The following is a 26,179-nucleotide window of genomic DNA, read 5'->3' as shown; positions in this document are numbered from 1 at the left end:
TATGCCAGTATAATTGGCTTTTTTCCATTTCTCTGCTGCATGATATTGCACCTCCTACTAAGGTATGGGACAGATTGTCGCGCCACCTGCCGTTACGACACCCCAGTCGCCGGCGCTCGCGCATCTTCAGGAGGGAGGGTAGCCGTGATCTTCTTCACAAAACGATCCGCAATCCCCGGGATGCTGGCAGCAGTCGCAACTCTGTCTTCCGCCCTGCCCGGCCTTGCCGGCGGGTTCACGGCGGAACAGGCAGAGGCGGGCAAGACCGCCTACAATGCGAACTGCGCCCAGTGTCACGGAATGCAGCTCGAAGGCCCGGAGGCCCCCGGCCTCGTCGGGCCGGACGTGATGGCCAACTGGGATACACCCGGCGGGCTTTACGATTTCATTTCCGTCGCCATGCCGCCCTCCGCGCCCGGTCAGCTCGGGACGGCGACCTATCTCGACATCATCGCCTACATCATGGCGTTCAACGGCGCCCAGCCCGGCCCCGATCCTCTGGTGGAGGATGAGGAGAAGCTCGCCGCCATCAGCCTGACGGCGGAAACCGCGGCCGGTCCGGCCGGCGGGGGCGCTGCGGCCCCGGATATGGCGGGGGACACGAACGTCCCGCAGGCCTTCACCTGGGGCAAGCCGCTTCCGGGCGGCCCAGCCGTGGACACCATGCAGACCACCGCCGCCGCCAGCAGCATTCCGCAGGCCTTCACCTGGGGCAAGAAGCTCCCGACCGTCGAGTGACGCGCGGGGCCGCGACCGGCCCGCGCACAGCACATATCGCGCGCCATGCGCACCGAGGAGGACATGATGTCATTCTTTTCGAAACCGCTTCTTGCCGCCACCACCGCCCTCGTGGCGCTGAGCGGCGCGGCCTTCGCCCAGAACGTCCGTGAGAACTACAAACCCGTGACGGAGGAGATGCTTGCCAATCCGCCGGAGGGCGAATGGCTGATGTGGCGGGGCGACCGCTTCAACTCCGGCTACAGCAAGCTCAAGCAGATCAACAAGGAAACCGTCGGCAAGCTGCAACTCGCCTGGGCCTGGCCGATGGCGGAAGCAGGCATCCAGGAGACGGTGCCGCTCATCCATGACGGCGTGATGTTCCTGCAGACCAACAACAACATCGTCGAGGCGCTGGACGCCAAGACCGGCGACCTGATCTGGACCTACCGTCACGTTCTGGCGGAGATCCCGGCCTCCTGGTCCTATCAGGCCAACCAGGCGCGGCGGCAGAAGAACTCCATCGCCCTTGCCGGCGACAAGGTCGTGCTGACGACCGCGGACGCGAAGATCGTGGTGCTGAACGCGGCGGACGGCAAGGTCGTCTGGGAAAAGCAGGTTCTGGATTACCAGAAGGGCTACAGCTACACCGTCGGCCCGATCATCGTGAAGGACAAGATCATCTCCGCGATCTCCGGCTGCTCCATCGCGGGCACGGCCGGCGGCTGCTTCATCATGGCGCACAACCTCAATACCGGTGAGGAACTGTGGCGCTTCAACACGATCGACGACCCGGACAATCCCAAGCAGCAGGAAAGCTGGGGGCCGGTGCCCGCGGAAAACCGCTGGGGCGGCACGCCATGGGCGACCGGCTCCTATGACGAACGGACCAACACGACCTTCTGGGGCATCGGGATGCCGGGGCCGTATTCGGAACTGGTGCGCGGTTCGGGTGAGGGCAGCGTGCTCTATACCAACTCCACGCTCGCGCTGGATGCCGATACCGGAAAGCTGAAGTGGTACTTCCAGCACCTCCCGCGCGACAACTGGGACCTCGACAGCCCGTTCGAGCGGATTCTCGTGGATCAGGAGACCGGCGGCAAGACCAGCCACATGCTGATCTCCGTTCCGGGCAAGAACGGCATCGCCTTCGCGCTCGACCGCGACACCGGGAAATACCTGTGGTCGAAGGAGACGGTGAAGCAGAACGTCATCTCCAAGATCGATGCGGACGGCACGGTTCACATCAATACGGACCTCGTCTCCAGCTCCATCGGGGAAAGCAAGCTCGCCTGCACCTCCGTCTCGGGCGGCAAGCTGTGGATGGCCGGGGCCTACAGCCCGGACACCAAGGCGTTCTTCGTGCCGCTGACGGAGGCCTGCAACACGGTGACGCCGACCCAGTCGGAATTCACCGCCGGCAACGCCGTCGGCTCGGTGAAGTTCGGCCCCCGTGTTCTGCCGGAAGGCATCACGGAGGCGGGGCTGCTTCAGGCGCTCGACATCAATCCCAAGCAGGGCGAGTCGAAATGGCAGGCGCGGGAGCGGCCTTCCATGACCAGCTCCGTTCTTGCCACCGCGGGCGGGCTGGTGTTCGGCGGCGACGCCGCGCGCTACGTCTCCGCCTGGGATCAGGAAACGGGCAAGGTGCTCTGGCGCCAGCGGCTGAACGCGCCGATCGGTGGCTCCCCCGTGACCTATGAGATCGACGGGGAGCAGTATCTGGTCGTCCCAACCGGTTACTCCAACGCGGCCAGCTCCATCTCCTCCGCCTTCCCGGAGACGCCGCTGCCGACGGGTTCGGGCAACTCGATCTTTGTCTACAAGCTGCCGAAGGCCAGCAACTGACCGGCACCTGACAGGTCGGGGGCGGGCCATCCGCCCCTTGCCCACTGACCGGGGGAGCTTTTTGCCCCGGATGGAGGGGCGGCCACTGAACGGGGGCGGCACGTCCGCCCCCTCCCACAGAAAGGGGTTCACATGCGGCATCTCATCCTTGCCGGGGCGCTTCTGGCTATGACCGGAACGGCAGATGCCCAGACGGCAGGCGTGCCGGGGGAACTGCTCAACTCCACCCGCAGGCAGCAGGGCGACAGTCTGACCGTCTGCAACGATGCCAGCAGCAAGATACTCGAATTCGACCGGGAGGTGGCGCGCGCCATCGGCTCCGCCCTTCTGCTCGACGTGAAATTCGCACAGGGGTTCCAGGGGTTCCCCCTGAGCGGTGACGGGTTCATGGACGAATTGCAGATCGCCATGACCAATACCTGCGACCTGCTCATGGGTATCTCCGTGCAGGAGGATTCGCCCTTCCCCGACTGGGCCATGGTGACGCGCCCCTATGCCACGATCCCCTTCGTTCTGGCCGTGAAGGAGGCCGGGTGGTCGCGGCTGGGCGATATACCGCATGACCGGCTCATCGGAACCGCGATCCAGAGCATGGGCGAGATGGTCTATATCACCTGGAACCAGCAGCAACCGAAGGAGCAACGCTGGGTCCGCCTGCCCTATGCCGACCCGGAGCTGATGCTCCGGCGGGTGGAAGACGGGCGGCTGGCGGGGATGCTCCTGTGGCAGCCGGTTCTGACGGCGCTGAAGACCCATCACCCGGAGGCGCGGGCGCTCCGGGTGATCGACACGGCGCCGGTTCCGGCTGCGGCCACGCGGGTGGGGGCGCTGGTCGGGGTGCGCGACAGCTATCTGCGCAGCCAGATCGACGCGGCCATCGACGCGCTGGTCGCGGATGGCACGATCGCGGAGATCATGACACGCTTCGGCTATGAGGGCGTCGCGGGCGAAGGTCCGGTCAGATGAGGTGCAGCCGGTCCAGCCAGCCAAAGGGCAGCGGCACCCAGCCGAGGATCAGCGCCGCACCGACCAGCACCAGTCCCAGCGGCTCGGCCCGCTGAAGGAGACGTTCTCCGCCTGGCCAGACCGCGCGCCACAGGTTGCCGGCGATCAGCCCCGGCACCGGCAGCAGGTTCAGCGCGACGGAGCCGAAGGTCACCTCCTGCACCATCTGGAGCGCGTAGAGCACGTAGTAGCCGGCGGTGCGCGGCAGTACCTGTTGCAACGGCGCGCGCAGCAGATCCAGAAGCGGCACGAGAACGAGCATCGCCCCCAGCCCCACCGCCACGATCACGAGGATCCTGACCCGTTCGCCGAACCCCTGTGCGGGCGAAAGACGCAGCGGCGCGATCCAGCCCATGCGGAACAGCACCCCCATGGCGACGCCCCAGGCGGAGGCCTGAAGGAAGGGGTTCAGCGTGAGCCGCCCCTCCCGCGCGGGGCGGACATCGCCCAGACCGCGGGCCAGCCCCGCCAGCAAGGCCCCCTGCACCGCCGCATAGATCAGCATGGCGAAGATACGGGTCACGATCTGCTGGACGGTCAGGTCCTGAAGAAGCGACATACGCCGCGCCTCAATCCCGCCGGGGCATCAGGAAATGTCCCGTCGCCTGAATGAACGGCCGGTCGCGATTGTCCTGCCACCCCTCCACATGGACGGAGGCGAACCGACGACCCGACCGGTTCACACGGGCGCGCGCATAGGCATCCCGCGGCAGGCCGGAGCGGAGGTAGTCCACCGTGAAGTCGATGGTGCGCGGCAGGCGCGGCATCGTCCCGGCGGAGAAATCGGCAGGGTCCAGCCTGCCGTTCTCCATATCCTCCCACAGGGTGGACCAGGCGAGCGTGATGATCGCCGTCGTCTCCAGAAAGGCGGCGGTTCCTCCGCCGTGCAGCGCGGGCAGGAACGGGTTGCCGATGAGCTTTTCGTTGTAGTTCAGCACGGCGGTCAGTTCATCGCCCCGCCGGTCGAAGTCGATGCCAAGAAAACCGATATAGGGAACCGCCTCGATCAGCCGGCGGAGCACGCCGTCGCGGCGCTCCTTGATGGCGGCGACGGGTTCGGGCGCGGGTCGGGCCATCTCAGTCCTCCCTTTCCACGGTGAAGGTGCCGGTGGCGCTGGCAACCGGGTGGGCCGTGTCCTCATCCGTCGCGGTGATGCGTACAAAGGCCAGCAGCCGGGTGATATGGTAGCAGACGCCATGCGCGGTGATCGCCTGTCCCGGCGTGGCGGGGCGCATGTAGTCGATTCGCAGATCCAGCGTCGCCGTGGCGATCACCCCCTCATCCGCGCTCACAACGGAGGCCCCGCCCGTGGTGTCCATGAGGGCGGAGACCGCGCCGCCGTGGATCACCCCGCTTGCCGGCTCGCCGATGAGCTTGCGGTCGTAGGGCATGGAAATCCGCGCCTCGCCCACGCCGATCTCCTCCACCCTGAGCCCGAGGGCCGCGGCATGCGGGCTGCGGTCGATCTCGTCGTAGAACTTCTTGCGTCGCTCAGATGTCATGCGTCACCCCCGTATCCACCCCGTTATTGGCCCATCTGCGGGCAGGAGCAAGCCGCCCGTGACGTTGCGTTACGCGGGTGTGGTGATTACCTTGTGACCCAAGGAGACACTCCATGACCATGCTGACCTTCAAGGAAATGTGCGCGAAGTTCGATGTGACGCCCCGCACCCTGCGCTATTACGAATATATCGAACTGCTCAGTCCGGTGCGGGAGGGGCGCTCGCGCCTGTTCGGGCCGCGGGAGGTGGCGCGGATGACGCTGATCCTACGCGGCCGCCGCTTCGGCTTCAGCCTTGAGGAAATCCGGCAGTGGCTGGAGGTCTATGACAAGTCTGGAACCCGTACCCAGATGGAGGATTGGGTCGTGATGGCGGACCGGCAGATCGACAAGCTGGAAAACCAGATCGCCGAACTCCGTGCGACCCTCGAAGACCTGCGGGAGCTGCGGAACCAGGTGGCAGAAGAGCTTGAAAAGGTGGAGCCCGCCCCTCACGTCACGTCAGGATAAGACGTTACGCTACGTTTCGTTTACGTAAACGTCATGCCCTGTTGTAACCTTTCTTCGGGACGCGATTTCCTCAGGGAACGCGAAGGAGGAACAGGATGCAGCGGGCGATACATTCCGCGCCGGTCAGCCTGGCTTCGGCCAGAGATGATACCGGCAGGCTCATGACCATCGGTGAAATGTGCGCGGCTTTCGACGTCACGCCGCGCACCCTGCGATTCTACGAATCCAAGGAGCTGCTCTCGCCCATACGGGAGGGACAGACGCGCTGGTTCACAAGGCGCGACCGCGGGCGGCTGAAGCTGATCCTGCGGGGCAAGCGCTTTGGCTTCAGCCTTGAGGAGATGCGCCAGCTTCTCGATCTCTACGACAGGGACGGCAGCCAGCTCACCCAGCTCCGCCGCACGCGTGACGTGGCGGCCAGACGTCTCGATGACCTTGAGCGCCGTCGGGCGGAGTTGGACGAGGCGATTGCCGAACTGAAGGAGGAGATCGCCTGGGCCGATGACGTGCTGGCCGGCGGCCCGCGCGACCTGACCGCGGCGCAATAATCCTTCCCCCGAAAAGCGGCTGCGCGGCGGAAAACGCCTGCGCGCCCAGGACACCTGCGGCAAGGGGCATATCCTTACCCCGGCCCGGAAAAGCGGAGAATGACCGACATGACCACCTACACGCCCCCCGTCGAGGACATGCAGTTCCTGCTGCACGAGGTTCTGAAGGTGAGCGAAAGCGATGTGCCGGGTTACGACGAACTCGACCGCGACTCGACCGCCGCCATCCTTGAGGAGGCGGGCAAGCTGGCCTCCGAGGTGCTGGCCCCGCTGAATGCCGTCGGCGACCGGGAAGGGTGCCGGCTGGAAAACGGCGTGGTGATCACGCCCACGGGATTCAAGGCGGCCTATGACCAGATGGCCGCCGGCGGCTGGATGGGGCTGGACTGCGACCCGGAATACGGCGGCCAGGGCATGCCCTATGTCTTGAACAGCGCCACGGGCGAGATGTTCGTGGCCGCCAACATGGCCTTCAACATGTACCAGGGCCTGACCCACGGCGCCTATTCGGCCATCCATACCCACGGCTCGGCCGAGCAGAAGCAGACCTATCTGCCGAAGCTCGTGTCCGGCGAATGGACCGGCACGATGAACCTCACGGAGCCGCAGGCAGGCACCGATCTCGGCATCATGCGCACGCGGGCCGAACCGGCGGAGGACGGCAGCTACGCCATCACGGGGACCAAGATCTTCATCTCCGCGGGCGATCACGACCTGTCGCAGAACGTCATCCACCTCGTTCTGGCGAAGGCGCCGGGCGGCGGCCCGGGCACGAAAGGCGTGAGCCTGTTCATCGTGCCGAAGTTCCTCGTGAATGAGGACGGCTCCCCCGGCGCGCGCAACAACCTCTCCGTCGGCAAGCTCGAGGAGAAGATGGGCATCCACGGCAACGCCACCTGCGTGATGAACTACGACGGCGCCAAGGGCTGGCTGATCGGCGATCTCCACAAGGGGATGCGCGCGATGTTCACCATGATGAACGAGGCCCGTCTCGGCGTGGGCCTGCAGGGCTATGCGCAGGCCGTGGCCGCCTACGAGAACGCGCTGACCTATGCCAAGGAACGGCTTCAGGGCCGCGACGTGACCGGGGTGAAGAACCCGGACGGCCCCGCCGATCCGATCATCGTGCATCCCGATATCCGCCGCAGCCTGATGGACCAGAAGAGCTTCATCGAAGGGGCGCGCGCCTTCACCTTCTGGGGCGCGCATCTCATCGACCGCTCCAAGCGGCTCGATGATCAGGATGCCGAAGGGCTGATCTCCCTGATGACCCCGGTGCTGAAGGCGTTCCAGACCGACAAGGGCTTCGAGATGGCGGTGCAGGCCCAGCAGATCTTCGGCGGCCACGGCTATATCGAGGAAGTGGGCGTCTCCCAGTTCGTGCGTGATGCACGGATCACCATGATCTATGAGGGCGCGAACGGCGTGCAGGCGCTGGACCTCGTCGGCCGCAAGCTGGCGCAGGACGGCGGCAAGCATGTCATGGCCTTCTTCGACATGGTGAAAACCTTCCTCAAGGAGAACGAGGGCGATGCCGAACTGAAGGCGGGCTTCCTCGATCCGCTGAAGGCCGCGTCCAAGGATCTGCAGTCCGCGGGCATGTTCTTCATGGAAAACGGCATGAAGAACCCCAACGCGGCGCTCGCCGGGTCGAACGATTTTGTCCACTTGTTCGGGCATGTCTGTCTCGGCCTGATGTGGGCGCGGATGGCGAAGGCTGCGAAAGACTCGCTGGCCGCGGGCCGGGGCAATGCCGATTTCCTCAACGCCAAGATCGCCACGGGGCGCTACTACATGGCCCGTCAGCTTCCGGCGACGGGACTGCATCTCGCCCGGATCACTTCCGGGGCGGAGCCGGTCATGGCGCTCGACGTGGCGGGGTTCTGAGGCCATGCTGCCGCCCGTCAAAGGGAGGACGACGGAATGGCGATGAAGCTCTACTGTTTCGGGGAAAGCGGAAATTCCTACAAGGCGGCGCTCACCATGACCCTTGCGGGGGTGGACTGGGTGCCGGTCTTCGTGAACTTCTTTCACGGAGACGCCCGCTCCCCGGAATTCCGCGCGCTGAACGAGATGGGCGAGGTTCCCGTGCTGCGCGACGGGGATGAGGTGCTGACCCAATCCGGGCTCATCCAGTATCACATCGCCGAAAAGACCGGGAAGCTGCTGCCACAGGACCACCACCTGCGGCAGGAGGTCATGCGCTGGGTGCTCTGGGACAATCACAAGATGTCCTCTCAGGCGGGCACGCTGCGGTTCCTGATGAACTTCGTCCCGGAGGAGAAGCGCCCGCAGGAAGTGATCCGCTGGCTGTCGGGGCGGCTGCGCGATGCGTTCAAGGTGCTCGACGCGCATCTGGAAGGGCGCGACTTCATCGTGGACGACGTGCCCAGCCTCGCCGATACCGCCTGCTGCGGCTACCTCTACTACCCGGAACCCTTCACCTTCGACCGGAAGGCCTGGCCGAATATCGACCGCTGGCTCGATAACGTCGCCGCCCTGCCCGGCTGGAAACATCCCTATGACATGATGCCCGGTCGGCCCTCCGACCGCGGTCTCTGAAGGAGGACCAATGTCCGAAGCTTACATCTACGACGCCGTCCGCACACCGCGGGGCAAGGGCCGCACCGACGGCAGCCTGCATGAGGTGACCTCCGCCCGCCTTTCGGCACTGGTGCTGAACGAACTGAAATCGCGCTCCGACCTCGATACGCGGGCGGTCGAGGATGTGATCTGGGGCAATGTCACGCAGGTCGGCGAACAGGGCGGCTGCCTTGCGCGGACCGCGGTGCTTGCCTCCGACTTTGCGGAATCGGTGCCCGGCCTCGCCATCAACCGCTTCTGCGCCAGCGGGCTGGAGGCGGTGAACCTCGCCGCCAACCAGGTCAAGGCCGGTGCGGGGCAGGCCTATGTCGCCGGCGGGGTGGAGATGATGGGCCGTGTCGCGATGGGCTCCGACGGGGCGGCCATCGCGGTCGATCCCTCCATCGCCATGTCCACCTATTTCGTGCCGCAGGGCATCGCCGCGGATATCATCGCCACCGAATACGGCTTCTCCCGCACGGATGTGGATGCGCTCGCGGTGGAAAGCCAGCGCCGCGCCGCCAAGGCCTGGGAGGAAGGCCGCTTCGACCGCTCCGTCATGACGGTCCGGGACATCAACGGCCTGCCGATCCTTGACCGCGACGAATACATGCGGCCCGACACCAACATGCAGTCGCTCGGCGCGCTGAAGGCGTCCTTCAAGGACATGGGCGAACAGATGCCCGGCTTCGACAAGATCGCCATCATGAAATATCCGCATCTGGAGCGCATCGAGCACGTCCACCACGCGGGCAACTCCTCCGGTATCGTGGACGGCGCGGCGGGCATCCTCATCGGCTCGAAGGCGTTCGGCGAGAAATACGGCCTGAAGCCCCGCGCCCGCATCCGCGCGACGGCGAAGATCGGCACCGACCCCACCATCATGCTGACCGGCCCCGTGCCCGCGACGGAGAAGATCCTGCGCGACAGCGGCATGTCGATCTCCGACATCGACCTGTTCGAGGTGAACGAGGCGTTCTCCGCCGTGGTGCTGCGTTTCATGCAGGCGTTCAACGTCGATGCGGACCGGGTGAACGTGAACGGCGGAGCCATCGCGCTTGGCCACCCGCTCGGCGCGACGGGGGCGATGATCCTCGGCACGCTGGTCGATGAACTGGAGCGGTCGGGCAAGAGCACCGGCCTCGCCACGCTGTGCGTCGCGTCCGGCATGGGCGCGGCCACCATCGTCGAACGCGTCTGATCCGGCGAAGCAGGGAGACTTCCATGACCGAATTTCATTACGCCACGGATGCCGACGGCGTCGCCACCATCACCTGGGACGTGCCCGGCAAGTCGATGAACGTCATGACCCTCGACGGTCTGAACGAGCTTGACGCGGCGGTGGACAAGGCCCTCGCCGACCCGGAGGTGAAGGGCATCGTCATCACCTCCGGCAAGAAGGACTTCGCCGGCGGGATGGACCTGAACGTCCTCGGCCGGATGAAGGATGCGGCGGGCGCGGAACCCGCGAAGGGCCTGTTCGACGGGATCATGAAAATCCATGCGCTGCTCCGCAAGATCGAACGCGCCGGGATGGACCCCAAGACGCTGAAAGGCGGCAAGCCCATCGCCGCCGCCCTTCCCGGCACGGCAGCGGGCATCGGCCTTGAACTGCCGCTGGCCACGCACCGCATCTTCGTGGCCGACAATCCCAAGGCGCGGCTCGGCCTGCCGGAAATCCTCGTCGGGATCTTCCCCGGGGCGGGCGGCACCACGCGGCTGGCGCGGAAGCTCGGCGCGATGATGGCCGCGCCGCTGCTGCTGGAGGGCAAGCTCCAGTCGCCGAAGGCGCTGAAGGCGCAGGGCGTGATCGACGAGGTGGTTGCCCCCGGGGAGCTGCTGGCAAGGGCGAAGGACTGGGTGCTTTCCGCCACGGACGCCGATCTGGTGAAGCCGTGGGACGCGAAGGGCTACAAGATGCCCGGCGGCGCGCCTTACAGCCCGCAGGGGTTCATGACCTTCGTCGGCGCCTCCGCCATGGTGAACGGCAAGACGCAAGGGGTCTATCCGGCGGCGAAGGCGCTGCTCTCCGCCGTCTATGAAGGGGCGCTCGTCCCCTTCGATCAGGCGCTCCGCATCGAGGCGCGCTGGTTCACGCATGTCATGCTGAACCCCTCCTCCGCCGCGATGATCCGCTCGCTCTTCCTGAACAAGGAGGCGCTGGAGAAGGGCGCGAACCGCCCCGACGTGCCGGATCAGAGCGTGAGGAAACTCGGCGTTCTGGGCGCGGGGATGATGGGTGCAGGCATCGCCTATGTCTCCGCCAACGCCGGGATCGAGGTCGTTCTGATCGACAGCACACAGGAGGCCGCGGATCGCGGCAAGGCGCATTCCGCCGGCATCCTGGACAAGGGGATCGAGAAGCGGAAAGTCACGGCGGAGAAGAAGGAGGAGGTGCTCTCCCGCATCACCGCCACGACCGACTATGCCGCGCTCAAGGGCGTCGATCTGATCGTGGAGGCGGTGTTCGAGGATCCGAAGGTGAAGGCCGAGGTGACGAAGAAGGCGGAGGAGGCCGCACCGGAGGCGATCTTCGCCACCAACACCTCCACCCTGCCGATCACCATGCTCTCCGAGGCCTCCCGCCACCCCAAGGAATTCATCGGCATCCACTTCTTCTCCCCCGTGGACAAGATGGCGCTGGTGGAAATCATCCGGGGCAAGGAGACGGGCGACGTGGCGGTGGCCAAGGCGCTCGACTTCGTGCGCCAGATTCGCAAGACGCCGATCGTGGTGAACGATGCGCGCTTCTTCTACGCCAACCGCTGCATCATCCCCTACATCAACGAAGGGGTGCGGCTGGTGAAGGAGGGCACGGAGCCGGCGCTGATCGAGAATGCGGCCAAGCTGATGGGCATGCCGCTCGGCCCGCTGCAGCTGGTGGACGAGACCTCCATCGACCTCGGCGTGAAGATCGCCAAGGCCACCAAGGCGGCGATGGGCAATGCCTATCCCGACGGCGCGGTGGACGAGGTGCTGTTCTGGATGGCAGATCAGGGCCGCATGGGCCGCAAGTCGAAGTCGGGCTTCTACGACTATGACGAAAAGGGCAAGCGGCAGGGCTTCTGGGCCGGGCTCGCCGACCGCTATCCGCATGTGGAGGATCAGCCGACGCTCACCGATGTCGAACACCGGCTGATGTTCGTGCAGACGCTGGAGGCCGTTCGCGCGCTGGAGGAAGGCGTGCTGACCGACATCCGCGAAGGCGATGTGGGGGCCATCCTCGGCTGGGGCTTTGCGCCGTGGTCCGGCGGGCCGTTCTCCTGGCTCGACATGATGGGAGCGGCGAAGGCGGTGGAGATCGCCGACGATCTGAGCGCGCGGTATGGCGAGCGTTTCGCTGCACCGCAGTTGCTCCGCGACATGGCCGCCAAGGATGAAACCTTCTACAGCCGCTTCGCCCCCACCGCCAAGGCTGCCTGACCAACAGGGCCGGGATCCCCGCGATTCCGGCTTCCTTTCCCAGAATATCACGGGAAATCCGTTACTTATTTTGCATTGGAAGAAGGTCGCGCATCCCCCCTTGGGCCGATTGTGGCTGCTCGCATGCTCGGCTATCTTGCATCCATGATTTCTTCGGCGTTGCAGCAAGGTTCCGTGGGAAGATGACGGCGCTTACCCGGTACCAGCGACTGGAATGTTTCGGTTGGTGGCGTGAATCGCCCGACGCGGAAGCACGTGAGGTGGTCGTCTCCTTTGGGGACGCCTCCCTCATCCTGTCGGATATCCAGAACTCGCTTGCCCTGACGCACTGGTCCCTGCCGGCGCTGGAACGGTTGAATCCGGGCGACCTTCCCGCGCGCTACAGCCCGGACCCTTCGGCGGGCGAGACACTGGAGATCGACGATGACCTGATGATCAACGCGATCGAACAGGTCCGCCGCGTCATCGACTCGCAGCGTCCCAAGGAAGGCCGGCTGCGCGGGCCGCTGATCGCGCTGCTTGTCGGTGCCCTGCTGATCGCGGCGGTCCTTTTCCTGCCGACCGCCCTTACCCGCCACACCGTCGCCGCCGTGCCGCAGGCCACACGCGAAGCCATCGGGGAACTCGTTCTGCGCGACATGGTCCGCCTCACCGGGCCGGTCTGTTCCACGCCGAACGGCGACCGCGCGCTCCGCAAGATGTGGGCGCGGCTGTCGGACGGGCGGCCGGGGGGGATCTCGGTTCTTCCCAAGGGTTTTGCCGATGCCGTCCACCTTCCCGGCGGGCGCATCCTGCTGCAGCGCGATCTGCTGGAGGATGAAGACAGCGAGGAGATTGCCGCGGGATATGTGCTGGCCGAACAGGTGCGCGCGGATTCCGCCGACCCCCTGTTGCCGCTGCTGGAGCATGCCGGTCTGCTGGCGACCTTCCGGCTGCTGACGACGGGCGAGCTGCCGCCGACCGCCGTTCGCGGCTTTGCCGAGACCCTGCTGACGGCCCCGGTGTCGGACGCCGATCCCAAGGCCCTGCTGACGCGATTCGCAGCCGCAAAGGTGCCCTCAACCCCCTATGCTCAGGCCATTGACCCGACGGGCGCGCGCACGGAAGCCCTGCGGACCGGTGATCCGTTCCGCGACGTTGCCGCGCCGGCCATCCTTACCGATACGGAATGGGTGGGCCTGCAGGGGATCTGCACGCGCTGACCCCGTTTAGCGCAACCTGTTCAGTGTAGCCCGTTCAGCGCAATCTGCTCAGCGCAGCCCGTTTCGGCCGAACGCATCCGGGAAACCGTTGCAGCGCAGCGCGCCCAGCCCCTGCCGCGCGGCCTCCCGCCCGACGAAGGGACCGGCCACGACGGAATGCCGCCCCTCCGGGTTCCGGCTCAGCCGCACGATATTCACGGGAAGCCCCAGCGCACGCACCTCTGCCGCCGCATTGCGGGCATTTGCAAGATCCACATAGACCCCCGCCTGCGCATAGCGCCCGACCTCCGTCGGCAGCGGGCATTCGGCAGCGCCCGCCTCCACCGGCCCGTCGCAGCGCTGGCTGCCATCAGCACGGTAACGCGGCGCCCAGAGCAGACGGTCGCCCTGCTCCACGCGCGAAAACAGACAGCCCTGCGTATCGGTGAATTCGTCCGCCGCGTAACCCGCCGGCGGAGGGACGGAGGGGGCATCGTCGGCACTGGCAGCGGGGAGGAACCCGAAGGCGCCGATCACGCCCGCTGCCAGCACCGTCCGAAGGCCTGCTGTCCCTGCGGTAGTCTTTTCACGGAGAATGCACGCATAGCGGTCGTAGGACAACAATTTTCTCGCCTATTTTGTGCCGAACATGCGATCTCCCGCATCCCCTAGGCCTGGAACAATATATCCATGGTCATCAAGCCGCTCATCCACAGCGGCGGTGACGATCGGTACATCGGGATGTGCCTCCCGCATCCGCTTCACCCCTTCGGGAGAGGCAAGGAGACACAGGAACCGCAGGTTCTTCGCCCCGGATTTCTTCAGCAGGTCGATGGCCGCGACGGAGGAGTTGCCGGTGGCCAGCATCGGATCGACGGCGATGACCATCCGGTCGTCCAGCTCGCTCGGCACCTTGTAGTAGTATTGCACCGGTTGCAGCGTCTCCGGGTCGCGATACAGGCCGACAAACCCCACGCGCGCCGCAGGGATCAGCTCCAGAATGCCGTCCATCAGCCCGTTGCCCGCCCGCAGGATGGAGATGAGGACGAGCTTCTTGCCCTCGATGGTGGGCGCGTCCATCTCCTGCAACGGCGTCTCGATGCGGGTGGAGGTCAGCGGCAGGTCACGGGTGATCTCATAGGCCAAAAGCTGGCTGATCTCCCGCAGCAGGCGGCGGAAGGAAGCGGTGGACGTGTCCTTCTTCCGCATGATGGTAAGTTTGTGCTGCACCAGCGGATGGGTGACGACGGTGAGATGTTCGGTCATGCGTCCTCCAGACGTTTCATCAGTCTTGCGCGCGTGGCCTCGTCACAGAACGCGGCCGACAGCGCGGTGCGGGCCATATCGCGAAACACGCCCTCGTCCCAGTCGAAGGCATCATGCAACCGTTCGTATTCGCGCGCCATCCCGGTTCGGAAAAACGCCGGATCGTCGGTGGAAAGCGTGACCCTGACCCCGCGCCTGAAAAGCTCTCCCACGGGATGCCGCCGCCAGTCGGGATAGAGGCCCAGCGCGATATTCGCCCCCGGACAGCATTCCAGAACGACCTGCCGTTCCGCCAGATCGTCCACCAGCGCCAGATCCTCGATGGCGCGGACGCCGTGCCCGATGCGGCTGACGCCAAGGTCGCGGAGCGTCTCGCGCACGGAAGCGGGCCCGCCGAACTCCCCGGCGTGGGCAGTCAGGCCCAGCCCCGCCTCGCGGCCAAGGTCGAAGGACCAGGCGAAATCCTTCGCCGCGCCGACCCGCTCGTCGCCCGCAAGCCCCAGGCCGGTGACGAACCCGCCCATCGTCTCCGCCGCGCAGAGGGCAGTCCGCTTCGCCCGCTCCGGCCCGAGATGCCGGATGCAGGTGACGATGCCGCGGCAGGTGATGTCACCGGCCATGCCCGCCGCCACTTCCGTGAACGCCGCCACGTAATCCCGCCACGCGGAAAGATCGCCGCCCCCGCAGAGATCGGGGGAGACGAAAAGCTCCGTGTAGATCACCCCCTGCTCCGCGCTGGCCTCCAGCACCGCGCGCAACAGCCGGGCATGGTCCGCCGGAGAGGTGAGCGCGGTCGTCGCGGCCTCATAGGCTTTCAGAAATCCGGTGAACCCATTGAAGCGGTAATGGCCCCGCTCATCGAACAGCCCCTCGATATCCACGTTCCGCTCCCGGGCGAGGCCGCGGATGAAGGCGGGCGGGGCTGCTCCTTCGAGATGCAGGTGAAGTTCCACCTTCGGCAGATCGGCAAGGCTCATAGGAAGCTCTCCCCCGGCCCGCGACGCGGCAGGCCCAGATGGGCGGCGACGCTCGCCCCCACATCGACATAGCCGCGCAGCCCGATGCCTTCCGCGCCGTGCCCGGCGGCCAGAACCGGCACCCGCTCCCGCGTGTGGTCACTGCCCCGGAACGTGGGGTCGTTGCCGTGATCGGCGGTGAATACCGCCAGATCGCCGGGGCGCAGCAGGTCCAGGAACGCGCCCACACGCGCGTCGAACCCTTCCAGCGCGCGCGCATAGCCCGACACGTCGCGGCGATGCCCGTAGAGGCTGTCGAACTCCACGAAATTGGCAAAGGTGAGCGAGCCTTCCTCCGCCTCCCCCGCCAGCCGGATCAGATGGTCGAAGAGCGCCGCATCCGACTGTCCCTTGTGAAGCTTCGTGATGCCGCGATGCGAGAAGATGTCGCCGATCTTTCCGACCGCATGGCTGACGCGCCCCGCCTCATAGGCCCAGTCGAGCAGCGTGGGCGCGGGCGGAGCCACGGCGAAGTCCCGCCGGTTGGCCGTGCGGGTGAAGCCGGTCTCCACCGTGCCGGTGAAGGGCCGCGCGATCACCCGGCCCACCCGCATCGCATGGAGCATCGGCGCAAGATCGGCGCAGAGCTTCAGCAACCGGTCCAGCCCGAATGCCTCCTCATGCGCGGCGATCTGGAACACGCTGTCGGCGGAGGTGTAGCAGATCGGCCAGCCGGTCCGCAGATGTGCGGCGCAATGCTCCTCGATGATCGGCACCCCGGAGGCATGACAGTTGCCAAGGATGCCCGCCGTTCCCGCAAGGCGGCAGACCTCCGCCGTGACCTCCGGCGGGAAGGCGGGTATCTCGTCGGGGAAATAGTGCCAGTCCCATGGAACCGGCACCCCGGCCAGCTCCCAGTGGCCGGAGGGCGTGTCCTTGCCGCGCGACACCTCCGTCGCCGCCCCCCACAGCCCTTCCGGGGAGGCTCCCAACCCCGGCGCCTCCAGCCCGGAGGCCAGGCGGATGGCAGCGCCCAGCCCAAGCCGGTCCAGCACCGGCATGTGGAGCGGCCCCGAGCGCCCCTCCTCCGCGCGGCCCCCGGCGCAGGCCAGCGCGATATGTCCGAGCGTATTCGCCCCCTCGTCGCCGAAATCGGCCGCATCCGGCGCGCCGCCGCAGCCGACGCTGTCCATCACGATCAGAAAGGCCCGTGTCATGCGATGCGCCCCAATATCCTTGCCGGCGGGGCTGTGTCCCCGCCCAGAACGACGGCGGCGCGCAGTGTCTCCGCCGCCCTTTGCCACGCTGCCTCATCCGCCGCGTGGATCACGGCGACCGGCGCCTCCGGGCCGACCCGCGTGCCGATCCGCGCGACGTCGGACAGGCCAACCGCAGGGTCGATCCGATCCCCCAGATAGCGCCGCCCACCGCCAAGCTCCACCACGATCCGGCCTAGTTCAACGCCCTTCACCGCGGAGAGCGTGCCGCTCTCCTGCAAGAACACCGGCGCGACGACCGGCGCCGCCGGGAGCATCTCGCGCCAGCGGGCCGTGAAATCCCGCGGGCCGCCCTGTGCCGCGACCATCCGCCCGAAGCGCTCCAGCGCCGCGCCGGAGGAGAGAAGCCGCGCCAGCCGGTCCTCCGCTTCGGCGGGGGCGGCCAGCCCCGCCAGCACCAGCGCCTCCGCGCCGAGCGCGAGCGTCACCTCGCGGAGCGGACCCGCGCCGCCCTCCAGCACGGCCATTGCCTCCGCCACCTCCAGCGCATTGCCGAGCGCCGGGGCCAGCGGCTCCTCCATCCCGGTGAGGAGCGCGACCGTGGGGCAGCCCGCGCCCACCGCCGTCTCCACCAGCGCGCGGGCAAGCGTTTCCGCCTCCGCCCGGGTCTTCATGAACGCGCCCGAGCCCGCCTTCACATCCAGAACCAGCCCGCCCAGCCCGGCGGCGAGCTTCTTGGACAGGATGGAAGCGGTGATGAGGTCGATGCTTTCCACCGTGCCGGTCACATCACGGATCGCGTAAAGCCGCCGGTCCGCAGGGACGATATCCGGCGAGGCCGCGACGATCGCCGCGCCTTCCGCCCGCACGATGCGGGCAAAGGCCGCGGGATCAAGCTCCGCTTGCCAGCCGGGAATGGCCTCCAGCTTGTCGAGCGTGCCGCCCGAATGGCCAAGGCCACGCCCGGAGATCATCGGCACGAAAGCCCCCGCCGCGGCCAGCAGCGGCGCCAGCACCAGCGATACGCAATCGCCGATCCCGCCGGTCGAATGCTTGTCGATCACCGGGCCGGGCAGGTCCCAGCGCAGCAACCGGCCCGAATCCCGCATCCCCTCCGTCAGTGCCACGCGGCCTGCCGGGCCAAGGCCCCGCAGCAGCACGGCCATCGCAAAGGCCCCCGCCTGCGCATCGCCGACCTCTCCCGTGGCCAGCCCGGCGGCAAAGGCCGCCAGCGCCCCGTCCGGCATGGCCCGGCCATCCCGGACGGCGGCAATGACCCCCGCCGGGGAAAGCGGCGCGGGCATCAGGAACGCAGCATGTAATCGACGCTGAACCCGCCCGGCAGCAGGTCACGGATGGTGGTCCGCAGCATCTCTCCCTGAGTGTTGTACATCACCACCGGCACGTCCGGGTCGCCGAACTCCGCCAGCTTCTGCCGACACCCGCCGCAGGGCGGAACGGGATGGGGGCTGTCGGCGATCACCGCGACCTCGGCAATGCGCAGATCGCCGGCCGCGACCATGGCCGCGATGGCCCCGGCCTCCGCGCAGGTGCCCTCGGGATAGGCGGCATTCTCCACGTTGCAGCCCACATGGATCGCGCCCGAGGCACTGCGGATCGCCGCGCCCACCTTGAAGCCGGAATAGGGCACATAGGCATTCTCCCGCACCATCCGGGCGGCGTCCTTCAGGGAATCATCGGTGCCGTGCCCCTGCGGGCCGTGCCCTGCCTCCGGTGCGGCGGTGGCATCGGCCCTTTTTCCACGGCTTTTGCCTGCTCCTCCTGCCGAGCCCTCCGGGTCGCCTTTCGCAGCGGCGGCTTCCGCATCCTCTGCGCCATCCTCAGGGCCGGTGCCTGCGGCTTTCGCCCCCTCCGCTTTCGCCCCCTCCGCCTTCGATCCGTCGGATTTGGACACACCGGCCTCCTTGCCATGGCCCCGCCGTTGGATGATGTGGTACTGCCTCGCGGGGTCTGAGGCGACTTTGCGGCGATCATTCCCGCGATGCAAGCGACCTGCCCACGAAACCCGCCCTTGAATCCGCCCGCCAAAGGGGGCAGTTTGACCCGTGTCGCAGATAGTTCAGCATTAAACTAGATCCCCGCAAGCGGCAGAGGGCAGGAGAATCCAGATGGAGGAAACCCGGCAGGAGAACGCCCGGCAGGCAGCGCTCGACTACCACGAATTCCCGCAACCGGGAAAGCTGGAGGTTCGCGCCACCAAGCCGCTCGCCAATGGCCGCGACCTGTCGCGCGCCTATTCGCCGGGTGTGGCCGAAGCATGCCTGGAGATCAAGGCGGATGCCTCCACCGCGCGGCGCTACACCTCGCGCGGGAACCTCGTGGCAGTGGTCTCCAACGGGACGGCGGTGCTGGGGCTGGGCAATATCGGCGCGCTGGCCTCCAAGCCGGTGATGGAGGGCAAGGCGGTCCTCTTCAAGAAATTCGCCGGGATCGACTGTTTCGACATCGAGCTGGACGAGAAGGATCCGGTGAAGCTGGCGGAGATCGTCTGCGCGCTGGAACCCACCTTCGGCGCGATCAACCTTGAGGACATCAAGGCCCCCGACTGCTTCATCGTCGAAAAGCTCTGCCGGGAGCGGATGAACATTCCCGTCTTCCATGACGATCAGCACGGCACCGCCATCGTGGTGGGCGCCGCCGCGACCAATGCGCTGCTGGTGGCCGGCAAGAAGTTCGAAGACATCAAGCTCGTCTCCACCGGCGGCGGGGCGGCGGGCATCGCCTGCCTGAACATGCTGGTGAAGCTGGGCGTGAAGCGCGAGAACATCTGGCTCTGCGATCTCGCCGGTCTCGTCTATGAGGGCCGGGAGGAGGAGATGACGCCGCAGAAGGCGGAATTCGCCCAGCCCGGCGGGCCCCGCAGCCTTGCCGATGTGATTGAAGGGGCGGATATGTTCCTCGGCCTTTCCGGCCCCGGCGTGCTGACCCCGGAGATGGTGGCGAAGATGACCCCCGCCCCCATCGTGTTCGCGCTCGCCAACCCCACACCGGAGATCGCGCCCGATCTGGCCCGGTCGGTGGCCCCCGACGCGATCATCGCCACCGGCCGGTCGGACTTTCCGAACCAGGTCAACAACGTGCTCTGCTTCCCGTTCATCTTCCGGGGCGCGCTGGATGTCGGCGCGACCGAGATCAACGACGAGATGAAGCTCGCCTGTATCGAGGGCATCGCCGCCCTCGCCCGCGCCACCACCAGCGCGGAGGCCGCTGCCGCCTATTCCGGGGAGCGGATGAGCTTCGGGCGGGACTACCTGATCCCGAAGCCCTTCGATCCGCGGCTGATGGGCGTCATTGCCCCCGCCGTTGCGCGCGCCGCGATGGAAACCGGCGTCGCCACCCGCCCGGTGGCCGATATCGGCACCTACAAGCAGAAGCTCGACGGCTCCGTCTTCCGTTCCTCCCTCATCATGCGCCCGGTGTTCGAGGCCGCCTCCAGCGCCTCCCGACGCATCGTGTTCGCGGAAGGCGAGGATGAGCGCGTGCTCCGCACCGCCAATGCGCTGCTGGAGGAAACCACCGACAAGCCGATCCTCATCGGACGGCCCGAGGTGGTGGAAACGCGGCTTGAGCGTGCCGGGCTGCCCATCCGTCCGGGTCGCGACTTCGAGGTGGTGAACCCGGAGAACGATCCCCGCTACCGCGATTACTGGGGCACCTATCATGAGCTGATGCAGCGCGACGGCGTCACGCCGGACCTTGCCCGCGCGATCATGCGGACCAATACGACCGCCATCGCCGCGATCATGGTTTACCGCGAGGAGGCCGACAGCATGATCTGCGGCACCTTCGGGCAGTATCTGTGGCACCTGAAATACATCCGTCAGGTGCTCAGCCGCGACGGGCGGGTGCCGATCGGCGCCCTCTCGCTGATGATCCTTGAGGAAGGGCCGCTGTTCATCGCCGACACGCAGGTGAACCCGGAACCCACGCCCGAGCAGATCGCGGAGACGGTCATCGCCTCCGCCCGCCATGTCCGCCGCTTCGGCATGGTGCCGCAGATCGCGCTCTGCTCCCATTCGCAATTCGGCAACCTCGACACGTCGAGCGGCATACGGATGCGCAAGGCGATGGAGATCCTCGACGCGCGCAAACCCGATTTCGCCTATGAGGGGGAAATGCATGTCGATGCCGCGCTGGATCAATCGACCCGCGACCGGATCTTCCCCAACGCCCGCTTCCGGGGGCCGGCCAATGTGCTGGTGTTTGCCGATGCCGATGCGGCGAGCGGCATCCGCAACATTCTGAAGATGCGGGCCAACGGGCTGGAGGTGGGACCGATCCTGATGGGTCTCGCCAACCGGGCGCATGTGGTGACGCCCTCCATCACCACGCGGGGGCTGCTCAACATCTCCGCCCTCGCCGGAACGCCGGTCGCGCAATACGGCTGACCGCCCTCGCACCCGTTGCGGAAGATGCAGGCGCGGCGGTAGTCTCCTCCCCAGGGAACGGGAGGAGACGGACATGGGATATGCGGAGGTCTATGCGGGCTGGCGGGATGACCCGGAGGGATTCTGGCTCGACGCTGCCCGCGCCGTGGACTGGGATCGCTCGCCCGCCCGCGCGCTCTCCGGCGAGGCGCCGTTCCATGAATGGTTCGCCGACGGCCTGTCCAACACCTGCTGGAACGCGGTGGACCGGCATGTCGCGGCGGGCCGCGGCGATGACATCGCGCTGATCCACGAAAGCCCCGTGACCCATCTGCGCAAGGGCATCACCTTTGCCGAGCTTCAGGACAGGGTCGCACGGCTTGCCGGTGCGCTGGCGGCGCGCGGTGTCGGCAAGGGCGACCGCGTCATCATCTACATGCCCATGGTGCCCGAGGCGGTGGAGGCGATGCTGGCCTGCGCCCGGATCGGCGCGATCCATTCCGTCGTGTTCGGAGGCTTCGCCGCCGCCGAGCTTGCCACCCGGATCGACGACTGCCAGCCCAAGGCCATCCTCGCCGCATCCTGCGGGATCGAGCCGGGGCGGATCGTGCACTACAAACCCCTCCTGGACGGCGCCATCGACCTTGCCCGCCACAAGCCCGAGTTCTGCGTCATCCTCCAGCGGGAGCAGGAAATCGCCCGGCTGGTGGAGGGGCGCGACATCGCCTGGCACAGTTTCCAGTATGGGGCAGAGCCTGCGCCCTGCCTGCCGGTGGAAGGCAACCACCCGCTCTACATCCTCTATACGTCCGGGACGACCGGCCAGCCGAAGGGCGTGGTCCGCCATTCCGGCGGGCATATGGTGGCGCTTCTGTGGTCCATGCGGAACATCTATGACATCGGGCCGGGCGATGTGTTCTGGGCGGCCTCCGACGTGGGTTGGGTCGTGGGACACAGCTACATCTGCTATGCCCCGCTGCTCGCTGGCGCGACGACCATCGTGTTCGAGGGCAAGCCCGTCGGCACACCCGATGCCGGGGTTTACTGGAAGACGATCGCGGAAAACCGGGTGAAATGCATGTTCACCGCGCCGACCGCGATCCGCGCCATCCGGCGGGAGGATCCCGAAGGCCAGCTCATCGGGGACTACGACCTCCGCCGTTTCCGCGCCCTGTTCCTCGCCGGGGAGCGGGCCGACCCGGAAACGATCCGCTGGGCGCAGCATCACCTGCATGTGCCGGTCATCGACCACTGGTGGCAGACGGAGACCGGCTGGGCCATCGCGGCGAATCCGCTGGGGCTGGAGGAGTTGCCGGTGAAGCCCGGCTCGCCCTCCGTGCCCATGCCCGGCTACGACCTGTGCATTCTGGATGAGGATGGCGAGCGGGTGCCGCAGGGGATGCTCGGCTCCGTCGCCATCCGCCTGCCCCTGCCGCCCGGCGCGCTCCCGACGCTCTGGAATGCGCCCGAGCGTTTCCAGAAGGCCTATCTCAGCCGCTACCCCGGCTATTACGAGACGGGCGATGCCGGATTGGTGGATGAGGACGGCTATCTCTACGTCATGGCCCGCACCGACGATGTGATCAACGTCGCGGGCCACCGTCTCTCCACCGGCGCGATGGAGGAAGTGCTGGCCAGCCACCCGGACGTGGCGGAATGCGCGGTGATCGGCGCATCGGACGAGATGAAGGGACAGATACCGCTGGGCTTTCTCGTGCTGAAGAAGGGCACCCGAACCCCCGAGGAGCAGATCGTGCGGGAGTGCGTCGCCCTCGTGCGGGAGCGGATCGGTCCGGTCGCCGCCTTTCGCCGCGCCGTCGTGGTGAATCGCCTGCCCAAGACACGCTCGGGCAAGATCCTTCGGGCCACGATGGTGAAGATCGCGGATGGAGAGCAGGTGAAAGCCCCCGCGACGATCGACGACCCCGTGGTGCTGGACGAAATCGCGTCCGCGCTCCAGGGTGTGGGACATGCAAACGCCTGAAGCGGCCCACAGCTTCTCTTTACCGACTGTTCACCGACAGGGTGTATCTTTGGTTCCGGGCAGCCAGAACGGCGTTCTACGGGAGGGTTGAGGATGACGGAACTGGCGCCGGGGTCTGATGCGCGGGGGGAGCGGGCCTCCCGCCTGTCGCTGCTGGGGCATGACCTCCGCGCGGCCATGTCGGACATCATCGGTGCGCTCCGCCTTATCGACCAGTCCGGGCTCGATCCCGCGACGCGCCTCCAGCTCGAGCGCATCCGCGCGGCCGGCGAAGGCATGGCGCTGCTGCTGGAGGAGGGGCTGAGCCTCCTGCCGGGGGAGGATGGTTCGACCGATGTCCATCCGACGAACATCCGCTTCGCCCGCCTGCTCTACGATCTGGAGATGCGCTGGTCCGGGCGGGCGCAGGAACACGGGCTGACGTTCGAGCTTCGGGTGGGGCACGATCTGCCTGAAACCATCGGGCTGGAGCGGATATCGCTGGAGCGGATCCTCTCCAACATCCTCAGCAATGCGATCAAATATACCGATCAGGGCGGCGTGACGATGGATGTCTCCCGCCTTGCCGACGATACGATCCGCTTCCGGGTGGAGGATACCGGCCCCGGCTTTTCCAGCGAGGCGCTGGCGCGTCTCTTCCGCTATCAGGGTCGGGGGGACCGCCGGAAACCCGGCACCGGTCTCGGCCTGCACATCACGCGTGAGATGGCCGACCGGCTGGGCGCGGAGGTGGAGGTCCGCAACCGGGAGGACGGCGGCGGTGTCGTGACTCTGCTGTTGCCGCGGGGCAGCTGGGCCACGCTCACGCCGGAACCGGTTCAGACAGCGCAGTTGCCGGACCTTGCGGGGCGTCACGTCCTGCTGGCGGAGGACAGCGCCACCAACCAGATGCTCGTCTCGCGGATGCTGGAGACGATGGGGGCGACGGTCACCCTCGCCTCCGACGGGATTGAGGCGCTCGACCTGCTCGATCAGCGCCCCTTCGACCTCGCGCTCATAGACATCGAAATGCCCCGTCTCACCGGCATAGAAGTGATCCGAGCCCTGCGTGCCATGCCCGATGCGCGGGGGCGGACGCCGGTTCTCGCCGTCACGGCCTATGTCCTGCGGGGCAATCGGCGGGCGATCTACGCTGCGGGGGCGGACCGTATCCTCGCGAAACCGATCAGCGGGCTGGACATCTTCGCTCAGGCCATCAGCGAGGTGCTTCTCCCCGGTGGCGTGCCTCCTCCCGCCGAGCCCCGCGATGAGCCTTTTGACCGCGAAAGGTTTGAGCAGCTGCTGGAGATCGCCGGACCGGAGGGGCGACGGGAGCTTCTGACGCGTCTCAATGCGGACCTGCGCGGCGTGGAGCGGGGGCTGGTCACCGGGCTTGCCGACGACAATCCGATGGAAATCCGCACCCATAGCCATGTGCTCATCGCCCTTGCCGGTGCTGTCGGGGCCGAAGGCCTGCAACGCCGCGCGGAGAAGCTCAATCGTGCGGCACATTTGAGCGATGCTGCGGTTATCGCCCTGCAAGGAAAAGAAGTTCTCGACCAGCTCGACGTGTTGATCCATGCTTTGGCCAACGAAGCCCAGTTGTCCGGGGTATCGCTGTGAATGACTGTTCCCCGAAGACTGGCGCGCCGGTCCTGCTGATCGAAGACACGCCCTCCCTGCGTCTGGTCTATGAATCGGCGCTGAAAAATGCCGGTCTCCCTGTGCTTTCGGTGGCCACCGCGGCGGAGGGGCTGCGCGCCTTCCGCAGCAGCGGCCCCTGTGCCGTCCTGCTGGATCTCATGCTCCCCGACCGGGAGGGGATAGATCTCCTGGCCGAGTTGCGGGTGCTCCGGGCGGAAACGCCGGTCATCGTCATCACCGCCAACGGCTCCGTCAACAAGGCGGTCGAGGCCATGCGGGCAGGGGCGACAGATTTTCTCGTGAAGCCCTTTGATGCGCAGCGGCTGCTCTCCGCCATCGAAAACCTGCATATCCCGCTCCCCGCCACACCCGACAGCAATGCGCCGCCCGGCGAGTTCATCGGCTCCTCCCCTGCGATGCGGCAGATTTACCAGACGATCCGTGCCGTCGCCCCTTCGACCGCGACGGTGTTCATCACCGGCGAAAGCGGGACGGGCAAGGAACTGGCAGCGATGGCGATTCACGAAGGCTCGCGCCGCGCGGGGGGGCCGTTCATCGCGCTGAACTGTGGCGCGATCCCGCCGGACCTGCTTGAATCGGAGGTGTTCGGCCATCTTCGCGGCTCCTTCACCGGGGCGCTTTCCGATCGGGCCGGAGCCGCGGCCGCGGCCGACGGGGGCACGCTGTTTCTTGACGAAATCTGCGAGATGGATCTCGCGCTGCAGACCAAGCTGCTCCGGTTTCTTCAGACATCCACCATTCAGCCGGTCGGGGCATCCCGCCCGCGCAAGGTCAATGTCCGCATCCTCTGCGCCACCAACCGCGATCCGCTGGAAGCCGTACGTCAGGGTCGTTTCCGCGAGGATCTCTACTACCGCCTGCACGTGATCCCCCTTCATATGCCGCCGCTGCGTGAACGGGAGCAGGATATCGCGGAAATCGCGGGCACCCTGCTGCAACGCCTGTCGCGGGAGGAGGGGCGCAGCTTCACGGCCCTCGACGAGGATGTCCTGCGGATATTCCGCGCCTCGCCCTGGCCCGGGAATGTGCGACAACTCCTCAACGTGATGCGCAATATCGTCGTGCTGCATGACGGGCCCGTCGTAACTGCCCGCATGCTGCCGCAGGGGTTCAACGATGCTCCGAACGCCGTTTCAGAGCCGCTGCGGCGCGACGCGCTCGAAGCGCTTGCCGATTGCACATTGGCGGAGGCCGAGCGGATGGTGATCGAGGCCGCCATCTTCCGCCACGGCGGCTCCATACCCAAGGCGGCGCGCGCGCTCGATGTCTCGCCCTCAACGCTCTACCGAAAGATCGAACTGTGGGGAAAACCGTTCCGCGTCGGTTGATCCCCTGCGCTGGTTCGCATAATGTTCACGCCTCGCCGGAAGGATTCCGGTTGCCGAAGCAGGGACGGATCATCAATAT

23 protein-coding genes are annotated in these 26,179 nt (G+C 66.8%); 14 read left to right on the top strand and 9 right to left on the bottom strand.

Annotated features, from left to right (window positions below):
- Positions 1 to 144: 144 nt before the first annotated feature.
- The 3 genes from CDV49_RS12795 to CDV49_RS12785 all read left to right on the top strand — a co-directional run bounded on the left by CDV49_RS12795 (position 145) and on the right by CDV49_RS12785 (position 3,531).
- Entirely contained in the window at positions 145 to 738 is a 594-nt protein-coding gene (locus CDV49_RS12795; protein ID WP_179209198.1) for a c-type cytochrome, read from the top strand.
- A gap of 66 nt (positions 739 to 804) precedes the next feature.
- Positions 805 to 2,565, top strand: a complete 1,761-nt coding sequence (locus CDV49_RS12790) for a pyrroloquinoline quinone-dependent dehydrogenase (protein WP_088215815.1) — start codon at positions 805 to 807, stop codon at positions 2,563 to 2,565.
- Positions 2,566 to 2,697: 132 nt separating this feature from the next.
- Positions 2,698 to 3,531 (top strand): substrate-binding periplasmic protein, encoded by an 834-nt coding sequence (locus CDV49_RS12785; protein ID WP_088215814.1) that lies wholly within the window; start codon positions 2,698 to 2,700, stop codon positions 3,529 to 3,531.
- Here CDV49_RS12785 and CDV49_RS12780 read toward each other — a convergent pair.
- From CDV49_RS12780 to CDV49_RS12770, 3 genes are read right to left on the bottom strand one after another with little or no spacing between them, the layout of a single operon-like run.
- Complete coding sequence (locus CDV49_RS12780; RefSeq protein WP_088215813.1) at positions 3,524 to 4,129, bottom strand: hypothetical protein; 606 nt, start codon at positions 4,127 to 4,129, stop codon at positions 3,524 to 3,526. The two genes, CDV49_RS12785 and CDV49_RS12780, sit on opposite strands and share 8 nt — an antisense overlap.
- A gap of 10 nt (positions 4,130 to 4,139) precedes the next feature.
- Positions 4,140 to 4,646, bottom strand: a complete 507-nt coding sequence (locus CDV49_RS12775; protein WP_088215812.1) for a PaaI family thioesterase — start codon at positions 4,644 to 4,646, stop codon at positions 4,140 to 4,142.
- A gap of 1 nt (position 4,647) precedes the next feature.
- The gene (locus CDV49_RS12770) at positions 4,648 to 5,073 is read right to left on the bottom strand and encodes a PaaI family thioesterase (RefSeq protein ID WP_088215811.1); all 426 of its coding nucleotides are present in this window, start codon (positions 5,071 to 5,073) and stop codon (positions 4,648 to 4,650) included.
- Between the two features lie 113 nt (positions 5,074 to 5,186).
- Here CDV49_RS12770 and CDV49_RS12765 point away from each other — a divergent pair, with 113 nt between their 5' ends.
- The 7 genes from CDV49_RS12765 to CDV49_RS12735 all read left to right on the top strand — a co-directional run bounded on the left by CDV49_RS12765 (position 5,187) and on the right by CDV49_RS12735 (position 13,338).
- Entirely contained in the window at positions 5,187 to 5,582 is a 396-nt protein-coding gene (locus CDV49_RS12765; protein ID WP_088215810.1) for a MerR family transcriptional regulator, read from the top strand.
- 95 nt (positions 5,583 to 5,677) lie between these two features.
- Positions 5,678 to 6,130, top strand: coding sequence for a MerR family transcriptional regulator (locus CDV49_RS12760; RefSeq protein WP_088215809.1), 453 nt, complete (start codon positions 5,678 to 5,680; stop codon positions 6,128 to 6,130).
- A gap of 108 nt (positions 6,131 to 6,238) precedes the next feature.
- On the top strand, positions 6,239 to 8,017 hold the full coding sequence (locus tag CDV49_RS12755; RefSeq protein ID WP_088215860.1) for an acyl-CoA dehydrogenase C-terminal domain-containing protein: 1,779 nt from the start codon (positions 6,239 to 6,241) through the stop codon (positions 8,015 to 8,017).
- Between the two features lie 36 nt (positions 8,018 to 8,053).
- Positions 8,054 to 8,692, top strand: coding sequence for a glutathione S-transferase family protein (locus tag CDV49_RS12750; RefSeq protein ID WP_088215808.1), 639 nt, complete (start codon positions 8,054 to 8,056; stop codon positions 8,690 to 8,692).
- A 10-nt stretch (positions 8,693 to 8,702) separates the two neighbouring features.
- Positions 8,703 to 9,914 carry an acetyl-CoA C-acetyltransferase gene (locus tag CDV49_RS12745; protein WP_088215807.1) on the top strand — a complete coding sequence of 404 codons (1,212 nt, stop codon included), beginning with the start codon at positions 8,703 to 8,705 and terminating at the stop codon, positions 9,912 to 9,914.
- A gap of 23 nt (positions 9,915 to 9,937) precedes the next feature.
- The gene (locus tag CDV49_RS12740) at positions 9,938 to 12,136 is read left to right on the top strand and encodes a 3-hydroxyacyl-CoA dehydrogenase NAD-binding domain-containing protein (protein ID WP_088215806.1); all 2,199 of its coding nucleotides are present in this window, start codon (positions 9,938 to 9,940) and stop codon (positions 12,134 to 12,136) included.
- Between the two features lie 182 nt (positions 12,137 to 12,318).
- Complete coding sequence (locus CDV49_RS12735) at positions 12,319 to 13,338, top strand: hypothetical protein (RefSeq protein WP_088215805.1); 1,020 nt, start codon at positions 12,319 to 12,321, stop codon at positions 13,336 to 13,338.
- A 48-nt stretch (positions 13,339 to 13,386) separates the two neighbouring features.
- Here the strand turns inward: CDV49_RS12735 and CDV49_RS12730 are convergent, their stop codons facing one another.
- The 6 genes from CDV49_RS12730 to cdd are packed head-to-tail and all read right to left on the bottom strand — an operon-like array spanning position 13,387 to position 18,446.
- Positions 13,387 to 13,941: an SPOR domain-containing protein gene (locus CDV49_RS12730; RefSeq protein ID WP_088215804.1), complete on the bottom strand. Its 555-nt coding sequence runs from the start codon at positions 13,939 to 13,941 to the stop codon at positions 13,387 to 13,389.
- Positions 13,942 to 13,950: 9 nt separating this feature from the next.
- Positions 13,951 to 14,583, bottom strand: coding sequence for a uracil phosphoribosyltransferase (upp, locus tag CDV49_RS12725; RefSeq protein ID WP_088215803.1), 633 nt, complete (start codon positions 14,581 to 14,583; stop codon positions 13,951 to 13,953).
- Positions 14,580 to 15,560 (bottom strand): adenosine deaminase, encoded by a 981-nt coding sequence (locus CDV49_RS12720; protein WP_088215802.1) that lies wholly within the window; start codon positions 15,558 to 15,560, stop codon positions 14,580 to 14,582. The genes upp and CDV49_RS12720 overlap by 4 nt, the downstream gene beginning before the upstream one ends.
- A complete protein-coding gene (locus tag CDV49_RS12715; protein ID WP_088215801.1) occupies positions 15,557 to 16,756 on the bottom strand; it encodes a phosphopentomutase in 1,200 nt (399 codons plus the stop codon). Before CDV49_RS12715 ends, CDV49_RS12720 begins: the two co-directional genes overlap by 4 nt.
- The gene (locus CDV49_RS12710; protein WP_088215800.1) at positions 16,753 to 18,060 is read right to left on the bottom strand and encodes a thymidine phosphorylase; all 1,308 of its coding nucleotides are present in this window, start codon (positions 18,058 to 18,060) and stop codon (positions 16,753 to 16,755) included. Before CDV49_RS12710 ends, CDV49_RS12715 begins: the two co-directional genes overlap by 4 nt.
- Positions 18,060 to 18,446, bottom strand: coding sequence for a cytidine deaminase (gene cdd / locus CDV49_RS21110; RefSeq protein ID WP_373447803.1), 387 nt, complete (start codon positions 18,444 to 18,446; stop codon positions 18,060 to 18,062). Before cdd ends, CDV49_RS12710 begins: the two co-directional genes overlap by 1 nt.
- 439 nt (positions 18,447 to 18,885) lie before the next feature.
- Here cdd and CDV49_RS12700 point away from each other — a divergent pair, with 439 nt between their 5' ends.
- From CDV49_RS12700 to CDV49_RS12685, 4 genes are all read left to right on the top strand, one after another.
- Positions 18,886 to 21,165 carry an NADP-dependent malic enzyme gene (locus tag CDV49_RS12700; RefSeq protein WP_088215799.1) on the top strand — a complete coding sequence of 760 codons (2,280 nt, stop codon included), beginning with the start codon at positions 18,886 to 18,888 and terminating at the stop codon, positions 21,163 to 21,165.
- A 73-nt stretch (positions 21,166 to 21,238) separates the two neighbouring features.
- Positions 21,239 to 23,128: a propionyl-CoA synthetase gene (locus CDV49_RS12695; RefSeq protein ID WP_088215798.1), complete on the top strand. Its 1,890-nt coding sequence runs from the start codon at positions 21,239 to 21,241 to the stop codon at positions 23,126 to 23,128.
- A 93-nt stretch (positions 23,129 to 23,221) separates the two neighbouring features.
- Positions 23,222 to 24,730: an ATP-binding protein gene (locus tag CDV49_RS12690; RefSeq protein ID WP_088215797.1), complete on the top strand. Its 1,509-nt coding sequence runs from the start codon at positions 23,222 to 23,224 to the stop codon at positions 24,728 to 24,730.
- The gene (locus CDV49_RS12685; RefSeq protein WP_179209197.1) at positions 24,727 to 26,100 is read left to right on the top strand and encodes a sigma-54-dependent transcriptional regulator; all 1,374 of its coding nucleotides are present in this window, start codon (positions 24,727 to 24,729) and stop codon (positions 26,098 to 26,100) included. Before CDV49_RS12690 ends, CDV49_RS12685 begins: the two co-directional genes overlap by 4 nt.
- Positions 26,101 to 26,179 lie beyond the last annotated feature (79 nt).

The sequence above is a fragment of the Haematobacter genomosp. 1 genome, from assembly GCF_002196855.1.
Lineage (GTDB): Bacteria > Pseudomonadota > Alphaproteobacteria > Rhodobacterales > Rhodobacteraceae > Haematobacter.
Note: the sequence above shows the minus strand (reverse complement) of the source record. Positions and strands in the feature narration are given on the sequence as shown.